The organism is Paenibacillus sp. UASWS1643, from assembly GCF_008693195.1.
Taxonomy (GTDB): domain Bacteria; phylum Bacillota; class Bacilli; order Paenibacillales; family Paenibacillaceae; genus Paenibacillus; species Paenibacillus amylolyticus_B.
Genome location: NZ_VXKZ01000115.1, coordinates 390,867 through 405,984, shown reverse-complemented (window position 1 = coordinate 405,984; position 15,118 = coordinate 390,867). Strand labels below are relative to the sequence as shown.

Here is a 15,118-nt window from a genome sequence, read left to right as displayed (position 1 = left end):
GACAGGAACTAATCTTCAAAGTCGATATAAATGAATTAATATACATTTATTACAAATATGACAGGAGAGTTTGCATCATGACATTGCCTTACTTAAAAAAAGAAGACGGAGTATTTAACCTTTATGTTGATAATAAGCCCTATATTGCCTTAGCAGGTGAGATTCATAACTCCAGTGCGTCTGACCTGAATTATATGAGAGATAACGTATGGCCAAACCTAAGAGGATTACACTTGAATACGGTAATAGCTCCGGTCTACTGGGAACTTATCGAACCGAATCCTGGCGAATTCGATTTTGAGCTTGTGGAGGGTATTATCGAACAGGCACGCGAAGAAAACGTTCGTTTGGTACTCTTATGGTTTGGGTTGTGGAAAAATGGAGTTTCATCCTATGTGCCTGCTTGGGTGAAGAGAAATAAGGAAACTTATTTCCGCACAGCCTATCGTAATCAAACGACTTCAGATACGATTTCGCCGTTATGCGAAGAAGCTATTAAAGCTGATGCCAATGCTTTTAGGCAATTCATGAGCCATCTGAAAAAAGTGGACAGTGATCATCACACTGTGATTATGGTTCAAGTGGAGAATGAAATCGGATTTCTTGGTAGTAATCGTGACTATTCAGATGCTGCAAATGAACGGTTCAACCTTCTTATTCCTGATGAAGTTGGAGCCGTTTTTGAAAGATCAGGAACGTGGAAAGAAGCTTTTGGTTATGAGGCAGAAGAATATTTTATGGCATACCATTATGCTCGGGCAGTTGAATTGATCGCAAGTAACGGAATTGAAGAATACCCGTTACCAGTGTTTGTGAATGCCTGGCTTGAACAATTTCCGTGGAATCCGGGATCCTATCCAAGTGGTGGGCCGATTGCAAAGGTGATACCGCTCTGGAAAGCAACTGCTCCGTCAATTTGTCTTTATGCGCCCGATATATATGTTGAGAATTTTACAGAGGTTTGTGAGGAATATACGTCTGGGAACGAAAATCCGTTATTTATTCCCGAAGCGAGAAGAGACGTCGCATCTGTGGCGAAAGTCTTTTATGCTTTTGGAAAGTATAATGCTTTGTGTTATTCCCCATTTGGCATCGAGGACTTCTTAGCTCCGCCTAAAGAAGATTCGGATTATGATCCTAGCGTGTTAATAAGTCTCAATATCGATTTTTCTGCATTTGATGCAACCGGAACAGGTTCCTACCTTGCACAGAGTTATAAGTTGCTCAGTAATATGCTAGGCGTCATACAGGAGAACCGTGGAACGGGGAAAATGACAGGTTTCTTCCAGAATAATGAGCCAGGCTGTATACTGTCGTTCTCCAAATACAATTTGAAAGTCACTTATAAGCTCAAAAAAGATGGTAAACCCCTATCAGGGGGACTCGTCATCGAGGCCAATGATAACGAATTTTTTGTTGTAGGTATCGGTTTTTCGGTTGAATTTCTACTTAAAGAAGGGGACTATAATTCAGAGTATGTTCGTATAGAGGAAGGGACTTTCGTGCAAGACGAGTGGGTTCGTGGACGCGTGTTGAATGGAGACGAAGCAGCTTACGGATTCTCCATTGGGAGTCGCCCATCTGCGCTCCGAGTGGAGCTACACTAAGTACGTTGTAAGTTGTGATTTGAATGGAGGCCAGAATTGTGATGAAACATCCGTTTGACATTCCTGAGAGTAAAAAAAATCCGCTTAATCATTAATACTGACGCTAAGAATGAAGCTGATGATCAATTTGCAATTGTTCATGCATTGCTGACCCCAAGATTCAATATTAAAGGCATTAGTAGGGGCATATTTATATCAGCAATTGGTGGACTTCAATTTTCAGATGGGTGAGTCACCAGGGTGGCCCAAAGGTGAAATGTAGAGTTTTGGGAGATTCTCCAGCGGTCAGCATCTTACTGGATGATCACGAATATGGCTATGAAATGAAACCAGCTCCAAGAATTACGAATGACATGCGAATGTGCATAACCAGAATGAGCGGTTAATCCGATGGTATCATTCTATAGATCCTCGGTTTACATTGGAAGACATGTACGCCAAGCTCCAGCTTCATTTTGGTTCATAGAATATCAACAAAAAAAGTAGTTGGATAAGGGATATTTCCCCCCATGTCCAACTGCTTTTTTGATCTAAATAAAAACAAATTTATGCCACCCAACCTACCGTTACCGGAAATAAAGAAAACTTGTTCGATTCTACTATTAGGAGTTTAAAGTAACATAATTTCATACAATTTTTATAACAATCATACCAGTATATAGGAAACAAAAGGATTATACTCTAAAAAGAGGATGCTGGATAAACCACTGAAAGATAATTAATAAATTGCATGTATTTGTAGTTGGATTTTTAATGATTTCAATGCGATCAAAATTGCTGAGGAGGAGTATTAATGTTTAAAAACGAAAATTCAAATCTCTCAGGTTCTAAAGTTGATTTTTTGGATCGTTCTTTTATTCAGCACCCTTTTCCAGTCTACGAAAAGCTACGTGCGGATGAACCTATTCATCGTTTTTTATTGCCGGGTGGGCATTATGCGTGGATGGTATCACGCTATGAAGATGCCGTAAATATTCTACAAGATGGACGCTTTGTCACAAGTCATCCTCTCCAAGGACAAGCCGGGGAACAAGCTCCACATATGGAGATTATCTCGCAAAATCTACTGAGCGTGAGCCCAGAAGATCACCGACGTCTACGGCGATTAATTCAGAAGGCTTTCACACCACGTATGATTGAAAGGTTACGTGGAAGAATTGAGGAAATTAGTGATGAATTGTTAGACAAGATACTTGTATCGGGCAAACGTGAAATCGATCTAATTGAAGAATATGCTTTTCCTCTGCCGTTAATTGTTATCTGTGAAATGTTAGGTGTTCCAATAGAGGATCAGGACAAATTTCAATTGTGGTCGAATACAATTATGGAAAGCGTCAGCAACCCTCAGATGAGCCAGGAAAGTGACCTGGTCATGAAGGCTTTTGTTGACTACCTGCAAGGCTTTATCGCCGAACGTAGAAAAGAGCTTAAAGATGATCTTATCAGTGATCTTATCAATGTGGAAGAGGCAGGAGACAAGCTTACAGAACATGAACTCTATGCACTCGTGTTTGTTCTGATTATAGCTGGTCACGAGACAACAGTGAACTTGATCGGTAATGGATTGTTAGCTCTTCTAGAGCATCCAGAGCAAAAACGGCTATTAGTAGAAGAACCTAATTTAATTCAGGCTACCGTCGAAGAAATTCTACGATTCAATGGTCCTGTTGAAGTAAGTAATGTTCGTTGGGCAACAGAAAATGTTGAACTGGACGGTCATCAGATACGTCAAGGCGATATGATGTTTGTTGCTGTGGCTTCTGCGAATCGAGATGCCAAAAAGTTTGAGGAACCTGATACATTTGATATTACACGTAAAATTAATGACCACATTTCTTTTGGTAAAGGTGTCCATTATTGTCTTGGTGCCCCTCTTGCAAGGCTTGAAGGAGAAATTGCTATAATTTCACTTCTTCAGAAACTCCCTGAGATGAAATTGAATACGAAGATTGATCTTTTAGAATGGAGATCAGGTATGATTATCCGTGGCCTTAAGACGTTACCAATTACTTTTTAGAGCTGAATTTCTAGACTGAAGAGAAACAGCAGATAGTTAGTTACATCCTACGAACATTCATTATCCTACACTCCTCATTATTGTATGTGAAGTTCGCTTGATTTCAGGAAAGAGCCTTAGATTTAGGCTCTTTTTTCTTAAAATGTTAAATATGTTCATATTCATAAGTTGGATCAAAAGCACTCAATAGAGAAGTACATTCCGTTTTTCCGAAACCCCTATTTTGTAAAGATTGATAACATCTTGAATAACAATAATTCTGGAAGGAATATTTATATGTCAAATACAGATAAATCCGAATCGTCCCAGGCCGTATGCTTGATCTAAATGATTTTAGGTTTTTCTCACTTATGGATGAAGAACAGAGTACAGAATTGGCCTACCATGATCTACATCGTCATGATTGTTTCTAAATGTTTGGATAACAAAAGGACAGGGGAGAGTACTGATCGATTTTCAGGACTAACCTGTCTCCGAATACACTCGTTTTAATCTCCCCTGGTCAGATTCACGGTTGGTTTGAAGAGAACCATGTCCAAGAGGTTGAAGGATTCATGCTTATCTTCTCATATGAAATAATGTCCACACAAACATCTGCGTTAGCGGGTTGGTCACCAACCACTTTATTCGAGATGATGGGTAGCAACCCTTTTCAGCGATTGACCGAAGATCAGGCTTTTATTTTTAATGAACTTTTTGGGTTGCTTTCTCGTGAGCAAACGAGGTCACAGAAAGATCAATCCCTCTCCATACGTAACTTGAGTTGCTACATATCGAGATGAGTAGAATTGAGGATCAATGGGAGCAAGGCCATAGAGAAGAGGCAGGTTTTAAGCTTACTCGGCAATATTTACTGGCTGTAGAGACAAACTTTGGTTCTGTCACATATCGATAAGAAAAGGAAACCATTTTCTTATCCTTGACGATTGATCTCATAATATATACAGAATGAGAATATTGGAATAGAATTAAACCATCATTTATGTGATGGGAGCCAATAGAGGATTATGAAAAAATTCAGATTTCTACTAAAGGAAGAAGTCGCTAAAAAAATATACATACCTTCAATCAATCTCTGAATATATTTGGAACGGTTTTGATACAAAAGCAACTATAATTGAGCTTCAAACATTTCAAACCAAGTTAGGTTCTATTAACGAAATTCAAATTATGGATAATGGGTATGGAATAAAGATTCAAGATCTAGAGGGTAAGTTTACCCCCTTCTTCGAGTCCGATAAGTCAATTGATCCTAATCTCCGTTCGGTGCCCGATACTATCGTGAAGATCTCGAGCGATCCGGCTGCGTTCCTCAATGACAGCATAACGCAGGGACTTCTCTGTCGCTAGCTCCAGCTCCTCATGAGCTTGTCGAAGTTTGAGGTGGGCACCTTCCAGTTCTGAATGCATCAGAGTTAATTCCTCTGTAAACTTGAATCGTTCCTGTTCGCGTATCCTTCTCTGCCTAATCAAGCGACACATGGCGAACAAGCCCGCATAAAAAAAGAAATCACGACTTAGTAAACTCCCCCAGGATTGTCCATCAAAAGAAAGTCGAACCAGAAACGTGATCAAGAGAATGCTACCTGACTGAATCACCGCTGTCCAATTTGGCAGCATCAGCGCGATGTAGCTTATGAGAAAGCCTTGAAGGGATAGCAGTAATCCCGTGTTTTCATCAAACGCAAACCAAAATAAAGGGATACAACATACAGTAATGCAAACAGAACACTAAGCATTCGTGTAGATGAAAGTTGATAGACATACCAAAAACTAACCATGTAGATCAGGCACAGAGCCAATGATACCCATTTGGAGGACATCGGATCAGGAAATAATGATAGGAACACGAATAATAACGCTATAATCACGATAACGAATCCTCTGTGAAAGGAGAGAGACATCCATGAATACCACCTTCATGAGAACATTTTTGCCTTATTATTCACTCAATTTATTTGCTGGTGTCATAAGGGTGAGTTATTTATCTTCTATAGTAAATGTATTCAGTAGCTGTATGTTCAACTTACTGCGTTTCACTTTAATTAAAGTACCGATCACTCATACGGTAATCATTGCACCAGCCATCAGAATGAAAATCGGACCGAGCACTTCTAAGTCAAAATGGTGCTCTATTGAAAAAACAAAGGCTTCTTCGCCGTTTAGTGTAACCATTTCTATCAAAACAATACGTAGAATGAAAACAAAAGATAAAACAGCAATACTAGCAAAGTTCGAGGTTACGTATGTGATCCCGGTTTTTGAGTCAAATTCGGTGCGGGTTAAAAAGACCAGAACTGCACCGGCCACAGCCCCGAGTAGAGAAGCAGCAACCAGTAACCAGCCGTTATTACCACCAGTTGGCACTTCTTTCAAATACGTAGCCCCAAAGTAGCCAATTAAAACAATAGGTAGCAGGATTCGGATGATGTTGAACGGTTTGCGTCCGATCGTACTGTATACCAGCACAGCGAACATAGCAATTGTGGAAATCCAAAGATTAGTTGTCATAACGGTGCCTCCTTACAGGTCATTGGTTATATCACAATCATACAATTTGTAAGGAGGAAATACGTCCACCAGCAGGTTGAATTTGTAGTGATATATATCCACCTATAGGTGGATATGCGTCGCAAAAATGAGAATAAACTTTTAATAGAAGAGGGTTGTCCTCAGTCAGTGAACTTGTGAATATTTCTTATAGAGAACTTAGCACATGATTTGAAGAACCGTCTAAATTCAGAATAAGTTTCAACTGATTGTCAACTTCTTCAACCGATATAGAAAAGTCTTGCGCAACCCATTCCATAACAACTCCAAGATAGGCGTTCTTTGAAAGGCGAAATAGAGATCAGCATTTATATGCTTCGAAGGATCTAACATTATTGATTCCTCTATCATCGTTTGAATATGTCTTAAATATTGAAAATAAAACTGCAAAGGTGCATTTGGTGAAAAAATAAAGCGATAATAATAATCATGTTGTTGAACATGCATCAGTAATTTTTCATACGAAGGCAATACACCCGTACGTTCTAAATTTTTTTGATATGAAATTAATTCCCTTTCAACTTGTGCGATCAGATGCTCAGTATAATCATTAAACAAATCAATTTTATCAACATAGTGTACATAGAAGGTGCTTCTGTTTACTTTTGCTAATTTACAAATTTCTGAAACAGATGACTGTTCAAATGACGAGTTTTTTAGTAATTTTTCAATTGTTAAGTATAAATTTTTCTTTGTTCTTACAATTCTTTATCCAATTTAATAACTCCTATTTATAAAATAACCGACAACTATACAAGATTTGTTGGTAAGTGATTATCTTAATTTATTATACTCAATGAGACAGTTGTCGATTAATTCTATCATAATATTTAGGAAGATGTTCAGATGAATAAAGTAGTGATTATTACTGGAGCAGCAACGGGTTTAGGGCGTTCGACAGCTTTAAAGTTAGCAGAGCAAGGATATAAATTATCTCTTGTTGATTTTAATGAGAAAGATGGACAACAAACGACGAACGACGTTAAAGAAAAAGGTGCTGAAGCAATTTTTGTGAAAGCAGATATTTCTAACGAAAACGACGTTCAAAATTATGTTACTAAGACTGTAGAAGTATTTGGCAGAGTTGATTTCTTCATTAATAATGCTGGCATTATGATTCCATTCCGTTTAATTCATGAGTACTCTTCTGACGAATATGATCGTTTAATGAATGTCAACGTAAAAGGTGCATTTTTAGGAGTTAAATATGTAATCCCAGTAATGCTGGAAAATGGCGGCGGAACAATCGTAAATACGGTCTCTTCTAATTCATTTAAGCCAACAGCCTTCAATGGTATTTATGCTGCTTCAAAACATGCCATGGCGGGAATTACCAAATCCATTGGCCAAGACTATCAAAACAAGGCAATCTTCGCTGTAGGAGTGGCTCCTAACAATATGCAAACTTATATTTCAGCAAATGCAGCAGTTACTATTAATGAAGACATCCTAAAAGAGTATCTCTGAAACAACAGGTCCTAATATCACAGCAACTGCAGATGAAGTAGCAGATGCAGTCATTTTTGCCATGACGAATGGAAAGTTATTATCAGGTTCGATTGTAAATTGCGCAGAAGGTCAAATTTACAATTAAAGCTATAGATATGAAAAAGCATAGATCTGAAAGATTGCCTAAACGTTCAAATAACGGAAAACGATAACTCAGAGAACTAATCAACTGAACTGAATCTTCAAATGTTAGACACGATCTAGCAATTGAAGGTCCAGTTTTTTTGGTTAAAATTCTACTCAGATTTGAAGATAGAATTATTCATTCATACTTATCAGAGACGGAAAAGTTATGAAAGATATAGAAATGTTTAACAAGTTGAATACAGAAGTGACTTTAGAAATCCAACTAATGCCAAGACGTGGCGATGGTTTTCACACGTGGGGGAAACGAACGAAATACAAAATCAGCCGTATTGCTTCCCAGTTGGAAGCAATACGGCTGATTTTTCTACTTAAGGATTGTTCGCCTTGTATGCGTCAATCTGGGCCTGCAGATCCTTTATGGTTGTTTCCAGACCGGCTTTTTTGGCAGCCGACTCAAATCTCGCATAAGCGGTTTCATAATCGATTAGGCCAACGCTGGCCGGATTCATGTATTGTTCAGCGAGATTCTGAATGGCTGCATTTTCGTTCTTCACATTAGCGTCACTGTAAATAAAGTTATATCCATATGGGTATTTGTGTTCAATTTTCCGATAATCTCTTAGTTCTTTAACGATTTCGTCAGGTGATTCGACGCTCCATCTTTCGTTAGGGCCGCGCCATCCCCATGGGTCATTGGCTCCCGGCGGATAATTTGAAGAATCTGCAAGTTCTTTAAATCGGTCGTCCCCGACAGGCTCCCAATGTTTACCCTTAATTCCATACCAGGTTAAATCTGAGTAGTCTTTATTCCACTTAAGCAGATCCAGGAATTGAAGCGCAAGTTCAGGATTTTTGGAACGAGCGTTTATTGCTACTCCATTTTGCATGTAACCAGAAGGGACAGCCGTCATTTCGGGAATGAATATCTCAGCCTTCCATTCTGGATGTTTTTTTTCAATGGCTACAGCTGTATTTGAAATTTGATCAAGTGACGAAACCTGAACTGCCGATTTTCCTGCTTCAAACAACTCAGAGGATTTTTCTTTTTGTGACAAGGCGTTCTTCGAGAGAATGCCCTCTTTTTGCCAGCGGAACATAGTGTTCGCAAAGTTTTTGTATCCTTCCGTCTCGAAGGTCCTCTTAGCTTGCATTCCTTCTTTACTATATACGTTTAAAGTCAGGGCACTGTTGGATGACACACTTAGGTTGTCAGGTGCTTCCAGATTCGGATCAAATAAGGTTCGGATGAAACCTTCCGTTCCTTGATGATAAGCAAAAGGAGTAATTCCTTGGTCGTTCTTTGCAATTGCCGTTAAGTAGGCATCCAGACCAGCCATGTCTTTAACCGGCGGCACATTATATTTTTCCCTTAAATCTCCGCGCAGCAAGAACCCGATTGCCCCATTCTCCTGTACTGCCTGAGGTACAGCGTAAACTTTTCCGTTAACTTTAGCTTGTTCCCAAGCATCCTTAGGTGTTTTCTCCCACGTAATCGGCGCATTCTTGGACAAAAGCTCTTCGGTTAATTCCAGAAATCCACTCTTACTTGCGAAACTTTGATATCCTGTCCAATTCGAAGCGTAAATCAGGTCAAAATCCTCACCGGCAGAGAAGAGAAGAGAATATTTATTTGACCATTCGCCCCATGTAAAGTTCGTCACTTCAATTTTGGCATTAATATCTTTTTGCGCCATTTTGCTTAATTCCTGATAGACAAGATCAGCATCAGTTGGTTTATCCCCGAGGAGAATCATCTTAAGAGTGACCTGATCCCCGTCGGCGTTCTCTCCCTTGTTGGACTGAGATGAGCTATTTTCTGAATTGCTGCATGCCGACAAAACTAAAGCACTGATTATCATAATTGCCAGAGTGATAGACCACTTGTTCCGTTTGTTTTTCATGTTGACCCTCCTATAAGTATTATATGTTAAATCGGCATTATACCGAAATTAACCTTTCACAGCACCTAAAGTCAGCCCTTTCACAAAATACCGCTGTATAAAGGGATACAGGAATAAAATAGGGCCTAGCGAAATCATCGTGACAGCCATTTTGAGAGAGTTTTGTGGCATATTACTCATGTCAACGGAAGCCCCTCCACCGGATAACGCCGAGATTTTTCGAAGTTCTTCTGAGTTAGTGACTAAATTATAGAGAAGTAATTGCAACGGTCGCAGATTCTCATCTGATATAAACAGCATGGACAGATACCAGTCGTTCCAGTATTGCAAGGCAACGAATAACGTTACCGTAGCAAGTACCGGCTTGCAGACAGGAAGAATAATAGAAGTGAATATGCGGAATTCGTTAGCACCATCCATATATGCGGATTCACTAAGTGCTTCAGGTACTCCACGCATAAACGCTTTCATTACAATGACATAAAAAACACTGAAGAGAGAAGGGATAATGAGTACGAGCAGATTGTCTTTCAAATTTAGATATTTCATGATTAGGATATACCAAGGAACCAAACCTGCATTAAAAAGTGTAGTAAAGAAGAAATAGAAGGACAGTCCGTTCGCTATACGAAACGTACGTTTATGAATGACATAAGCCGTCATAGCCATTAAGAATACACTGGCTATGGTACCAACTACTGTAACTAGCATCGTAACTCCGTAAGCTCTAAGAATAACCATCGGATTTTCAAGGGCTACTTCATATGCCTTTAGAGAGAAAGAAGTCGGAAACAGAGTATAACCATTACGTATTATCTCCTGTTCATCGGTTAAAGATGAAGATAGGACCATTACAAATGGCACGAAGCACAGGATTGCAAAAACACTAAGTAATAGATAAGAGAGAACATTAAAAATTACGATATCTGCAGTTGGTTTTCTCAAGTTGATAGCTCCTTTCTAGAACAGAGAGTAATCTTTGTTATATTTCTTGACCGCATAATTCGCAATCATGATGGTGACAAAGCACAAAATGGATTGGTAGAAACCAGCGGCAGCTGCCATACCTTCCTCCCTTGTTGAGAGCAAAGAACGGAAAACAAAAGTATCGATAACATCTGTTTTATCATATAGAACACCGTTATTCTGTACCAACTGATAGAACAAGCCAAAATCACCTCTGAAGATATTCCCAATGGCAAGAAGCACCAGGATGACGATGGTTGGCGTAAGAAAGGGCAGGGTCAAATGCCATATCCGGCGGAAAATATTCGCACCATCAATCTGTGCAGCTTCGTAAATTTCCTTATCCACGCCCATAATGGCAGCCAAGTAATAGATCATGCCGTATCCTACAGACTTCCATGCACTGACAAGGATAATCAGGAACGGCCAGTAATCCGGAGTATTGTAGATATCGATGGGCTCGGATCCATTGGATCGCATGAACCCATTAATGATACCCGAATCAAAATCAGCAAAACCGTAGACCAGTAACCCCACGGTTACCCAGGACACGAAATAAGGTAGAAACAGCATCGATTGCGTAATCTTGCGGAACCATTTACCTGATAATTCTACAAGCGCGATTGCAAGTATAATCTCCAAAATGTTGTTGACGATAATAAATGCAATGTTGTACAAGAACGTATTAGTCGTCACAAGTAATGCCTTACCTGAAATGAAGAAGAATCGAAAATTGTCTAATCCTACCCACGGGCTTCCAAAGATACCATCTTGGTAGTTGTATTGTTTAAACGCAATAACCAATCCGGCAATGGGTAAATAGTTGAAAATGAAAAAGAAGACCACGGCCGGTAAAGCCATTAATACCAATAGTCGATTCTTGATCAGATGTTGCAGCAACGATTCACGTTTCACTGTTGAAACCTCCTATTCTTTTTGTAATGTTCATGAAAGCGCTATCGTTAGTTTGACAGCATTACATCATCAATATAACCCGACAGAATTGTAATCTAGCCAAATATATTGTAGGATCAGAAATAAAAAAAGTCCTATGATAGGGAGGTCATTTCAAAATGAAGATTCTAATAGCGGATGATGATCCATTTACGCTTCAGGGGATAATCGGAGCAATTCACTGGGACCAGTTCGGCGTCAATATGGTATTGCAAGCGAGCAATGGAAGTAAAGCGTTAGATGTCGCACGCCAAGAGCTTCCCGAGCTTCTGTTAACCGACGTACGAATGCCGAAAATGGACGGAATCGAGCTTGCCACGGCTTATCGGGAAATCAATCCGAGCTGCCAGATTATTTTCATGAGCGGGTTCTCTGACAAACAATATCTGAAATCGGCAATAAAACTAAGAGCGGTTTCATATGTTGAGAAACCCATAGAATTAAATGAATTGCAAGATGCACTCCAGTTGGCAGTGTTACAGACTCGTTCCACGGGACAGACTGTCAAAACAGAAACGAACATGATGCTGTCTGCTAAACCACTCATTTCGAGTGAACTCGCGCTAGCGATTACGAAACCTATATGTGACAAAGAGCGGATCAGTGAGTTGGTAGAGATGGCTGGATATACTTTTCCAGCCAGAATGCGTTTGCAAACTTTATTGGTGAAGGTTCGTAAGAAAAACATGCTGAATCCACAACGCGTGGAATTGAACGTAGAAAACATTTATGGTTTGGTCTCTGGTTTGCTGACTGAATCCAGTACTACAGGGATTGCGGCTGTGAAGGACGACTATCATATCGTCATACACCTTTACGTCGTCTCAGGCAATCTGGATGAACTCCAGGATGCTGCTGACCGATTTGCCTCGAACTTATTGGATATCCTGCCAGACAAGGAGATGGTATTCATTGCTTCTGGCAAAACCGTCATAGGGCTGTCGGCTACTGAAAAATCCTATAGTACAGCAGTAATAGTCTTGCAGCATATGTTTTATAACAATTATTCCGTTTACGGGTATCACGAGAATCAAACACCTGCGTATTACATTGATCCTCACTTGGTGACAGTGTTCGGGGAACATCTCTCCAAGCAGGAAATTGAGCAAGCGCTTCGGCTTATTTCCAGTCTCACCTTTGATATCAAGCAGCATAAAAACACCATGGTCAATTATGTAAAAGAAATGTATTTCCAGCTTGTGATGACATTGATTCGTGTGTCGGGAGAACGAAATATCCACCTCTTCGATAATACGGATAGCTCGGGATCGATATGGAACATGATGCATGAATTAGAAACCTTGAGCGAGTTGAAAGATTTTATCGCCATGAAGGTGGAGCACTATTCGTCATCAATTATGGAGCAATCTCCTTATAGTGGAATTGTTAACGGAATTCTTCAATATGTTCATGACCATTACTCGGACATTCATCTATCGATCAGTAAAATAAGTACTCATACGATGCTTACGACTTCCTATCTTTGCAACCGCTTTAAACAGGAGACTGGCCAAACAATTAATCAGTATGTTACGAATTATCGGATTGATAAAGCGAAGGAGCTATTGCGTGACCCCTCGCGCAAGGTGGCTAATGTATCGTTGAGCGTGGGATATAACAATGGAGACTATTTTGCCAAATGTTTTCGTAAATTGACCGGGTGCAATCCATCTGAATACAGGGAGGGGCTTGGAGGATGAAAATGAAGGAGAAAGCACGGTTTTTCCAATTTTTCTCCGATCTCAAGCTTAGAAATAAACTGATCCTTTCCTTCTTTACGCTGATCATACTTCCGCTCGGCGGTTATTTCTATCTGTCTTCTGAGCAACAGTATAAGCAGTTTTTAAATAGGACTTCATTTTCTGTGGAGCGAAACTTTGACCAGTCATTCTCTTTTCTTTCCTTCAAATTTCAACAAATTCGCACAGCGAGCGATATTCTTATATCAGAGAAAATGCTTACCGATGTGATGACATCCGAAGGAAGCACTGATGATTTCTTCATACAGTACAGAGATTTTCTGGATTTGAAGCCATTCTTATCTTCCTTGGAAGACCATAGTAATATTCAAAACGTCAAATTATTCGTTAATGAGGAATTGTTCTATTCAGACGAGAACATTAACCTCTTCAGTCTGGAGAAAGCACGTCAGACTTACTGGTTCAAGCGATTGATGGAGAGTGGCAAAGGGATTTTGTGGGCACCAAACTCTTACTTTACAGATTCCGAGGCAAATAAAAATGAATTTTTGGCGGTTCTCCGGCCATTTCGTAACCCCAATGATTATTCGGAATTACTTGGCGTTATCCGATTGGATATTCCGCTCAACATGGTCACTGATATTTTAAACAATGCCGCACCCATTCAGAATAGTTTGACATATATTCAAAATTCCAATGGGGAACTTGTTGCAAGTTCTAATCTCTCGCTCCAACAGGAATATAACATTGATCAGGATCAGGTAATTCATTCTTCTAAGAGGGACCCTCATTTTGTTAAATTGAAGAAGTCTGAAGTGTATCTACAGAGCAAAATGATTCCCGGAACCGATTGGTATATGGTTACAGTAATACCGTTAGAAGAAATTGCCGCTGAAAGCAAGGCCATGCTAAAAAACTCAGTTCTTTTGCTCATCGTTATTGGCTTAATCGCTTTGCTCCTATCCATTTTGATATCAAATTATATGACATCACGCCTAACTCAGATCATGCGTAAAATGCGAAATGTACAAGAAGGCAACGTCGTAGCACTCTCACTACCCCCGTCCAGGGATGAGTTCGGGGAGTTAATCGAGAATTATAATTATATGGTTCATAAAATTGGGGGATTGTTAGAAGAACAGTTTCGCTCTGGTCAAGAAATCAAGAGTGCAGAGTTAAAAGCGCTCCAGGCGCAAATCAATCCTCATTTTTTATACAATACACTTGATTTGATGAAATGGATGGCACGCAGCGGAATGACCGACGAGATAGGACAGGTTGTGACCTCGCTCTCAAAGTTCTACAAACTAAGCCTAAGCGGCGGCAATACGATCATTTCCATCCGTGATGAACTTCTTCATGTCAGCAGTTATATGCAAATACAGAGCGCACGATACGCAAGTAAAATCCAGCTGGATATTCAGGTGGATGAAGCAATTATGGAGTGTGGCATTTTAAAAATCACACTACAGCCTATTGTAGAGAACGCCATCATCCATGGAATATTGTGCACAGATGAAGAAGCCGGTACGATTCGAATAAGGGGCGGTCTTATCAAAGGCAATATTGAGATAATTGTATCAGATGATGGTGAAGGCATGTCTCCGGATACCGTATCCAAATTACTCACTAGCGATCTCCACAATCAAACGAAAGGCAGTGGATACGGTCTGCGAAACATTAATGAGCGAATTCATCTTTTTTATGGTACAAGTTATGGACTTACGTTCCATAGTAAGCCCGGATTAGGTACCGAGGTTATCATCCGTATACCTATGCAGAAACTGCAACATCAATCGAATGAGAACGGGAACCAATCCTAAGAAT

Annotated in this window: 11 protein-coding genes; 6 read left to right on the top strand and 5 right to left on the bottom strand. The window is 39.8% G+C overall.

The genetic code is table 11. The features are described 5' to 3' along the window. Positions 1-77: 77 nt before the first annotated feature. From FE296_RS26435 to FE296_RS34130, 3 genes are all read left to right on the top strand, one after another. The gene (locus FE296_RS26435; protein WP_124115097.1) at positions 78-1,607 is read left to right on the top strand and encodes a DUF5597 domain-containing protein; all 1,530 of its coding nucleotides are present in this window, start codon (positions 78-80) and stop codon (positions 1,605-1,607) included. A gap of 793 nt (positions 1,608-2,400) precedes the next feature. Next, on the top strand, positions 2,401-3,624 hold the full coding sequence (locus FE296_RS26425; RefSeq protein ID WP_150366926.1) for a cytochrome P450 family protein: 1,224 nt from the start codon (positions 2,401-2,403) through the stop codon (positions 3,622-3,624). Between the two features lie 1,071 nt (positions 3,625-4,695). Continuing rightward, positions 4,696-4,974 carry an ATP-binding protein gene (locus tag FE296_RS34130; RefSeq protein WP_411860616.1) on the top strand — a complete coding sequence of 93 codons (279 nt, stop codon included), beginning with the start codon at positions 4,696-4,698 and terminating at the stop codon, positions 4,972-4,974. On the opposite strand, the gene FE296_RS33985 is transcribed toward FE296_RS34130, so the two are convergent. Next, entirely contained in the window at positions 4,867-5,244 is a 378-nt protein-coding gene (locus FE296_RS33985) for a histidine kinase (protein ID WP_317889433.1), read from the bottom strand. The two genes, FE296_RS34130 and FE296_RS33985, sit on opposite strands and share 108 nt — an antisense overlap. 441 nt (positions 5,245-5,685) lie before the next feature. Then, positions 5,686-6,135, bottom strand: coding sequence for a CcdC protein domain-containing protein (locus FE296_RS26410; protein ID WP_150366924.1), 450 nt, complete (start codon positions 6,133-6,135; stop codon positions 5,686-5,688). 885 nt (positions 6,136-7,020) lie between these two features. On the opposite strand from FE296_RS26410, the gene FE296_RS26400 reads away from it, so the two are divergent. Continuing rightward, complete coding sequence (locus tag FE296_RS26400) at positions 7,021-7,641, top strand: SDR family NAD(P)-dependent oxidoreductase (RefSeq protein ID WP_150366922.1); 621 nt, start codon at positions 7,021-7,023, stop codon at positions 7,639-7,641. 497 nt (positions 7,642-8,138) lie between these two features. Here FE296_RS26400 and FE296_RS26395 read toward each other — a convergent pair whose 3' ends face one another. The 3 genes from FE296_RS26395 to FE296_RS26385 are packed head-to-tail and all read right to left on the bottom strand — an operon-like array spanning position 8,139 to position 11,552. Further along, the gene (locus FE296_RS26395; RefSeq protein WP_150366920.1) at positions 8,139-9,671 is read right to left on the bottom strand and encodes an ABC transporter substrate-binding protein; all 1,533 of its coding nucleotides are present in this window, start codon (positions 9,669-9,671) and stop codon (positions 8,139-8,141) included. A gap of 48 nt (positions 9,672-9,719) precedes the next feature. Beyond that, on the bottom strand, positions 9,720-10,616 hold the full coding sequence (locus FE296_RS26390) for a carbohydrate ABC transporter permease (protein WP_223869036.1): 897 nt from the start codon (positions 10,614-10,616) through the stop codon (positions 9,720-9,722). Positions 10,617-10,631: 15 nt separating this feature from the next. Continuing rightward, complete coding sequence (locus FE296_RS26385) at positions 10,632-11,552, bottom strand: ABC transporter permease (RefSeq protein WP_411860605.1); 921 nt, start codon at positions 11,550-11,552, stop codon at positions 10,632-10,634. A gap of 158 nt (positions 11,553-11,710) precedes the next feature. Here FE296_RS26385 and FE296_RS26380 point away from each other — a divergent pair, with 158 nt between their 5' ends. Together FE296_RS26380 and FE296_RS26375 are read left to right on the top strand one after the other, a co-directional pair. Continuing rightward, entirely contained in the window at positions 11,711-13,291 is a 1,581-nt protein-coding gene (locus FE296_RS26380; RefSeq protein ID WP_150366917.1) for a response regulator transcription factor, read from the top strand. Continuing rightward, positions 13,288-15,114 carry a sensor histidine kinase gene (locus FE296_RS26375; RefSeq protein ID WP_150366915.1) on the top strand — a complete coding sequence of 609 codons (1,827 nt, stop codon included), beginning with the start codon at positions 13,288-13,290 and terminating at the stop codon, positions 15,112-15,114. The genes FE296_RS26380 and FE296_RS26375 overlap by 4 nt, the downstream gene beginning before the upstream one ends. Positions 15,115-15,118: the final 4 nt, after the last annotated feature.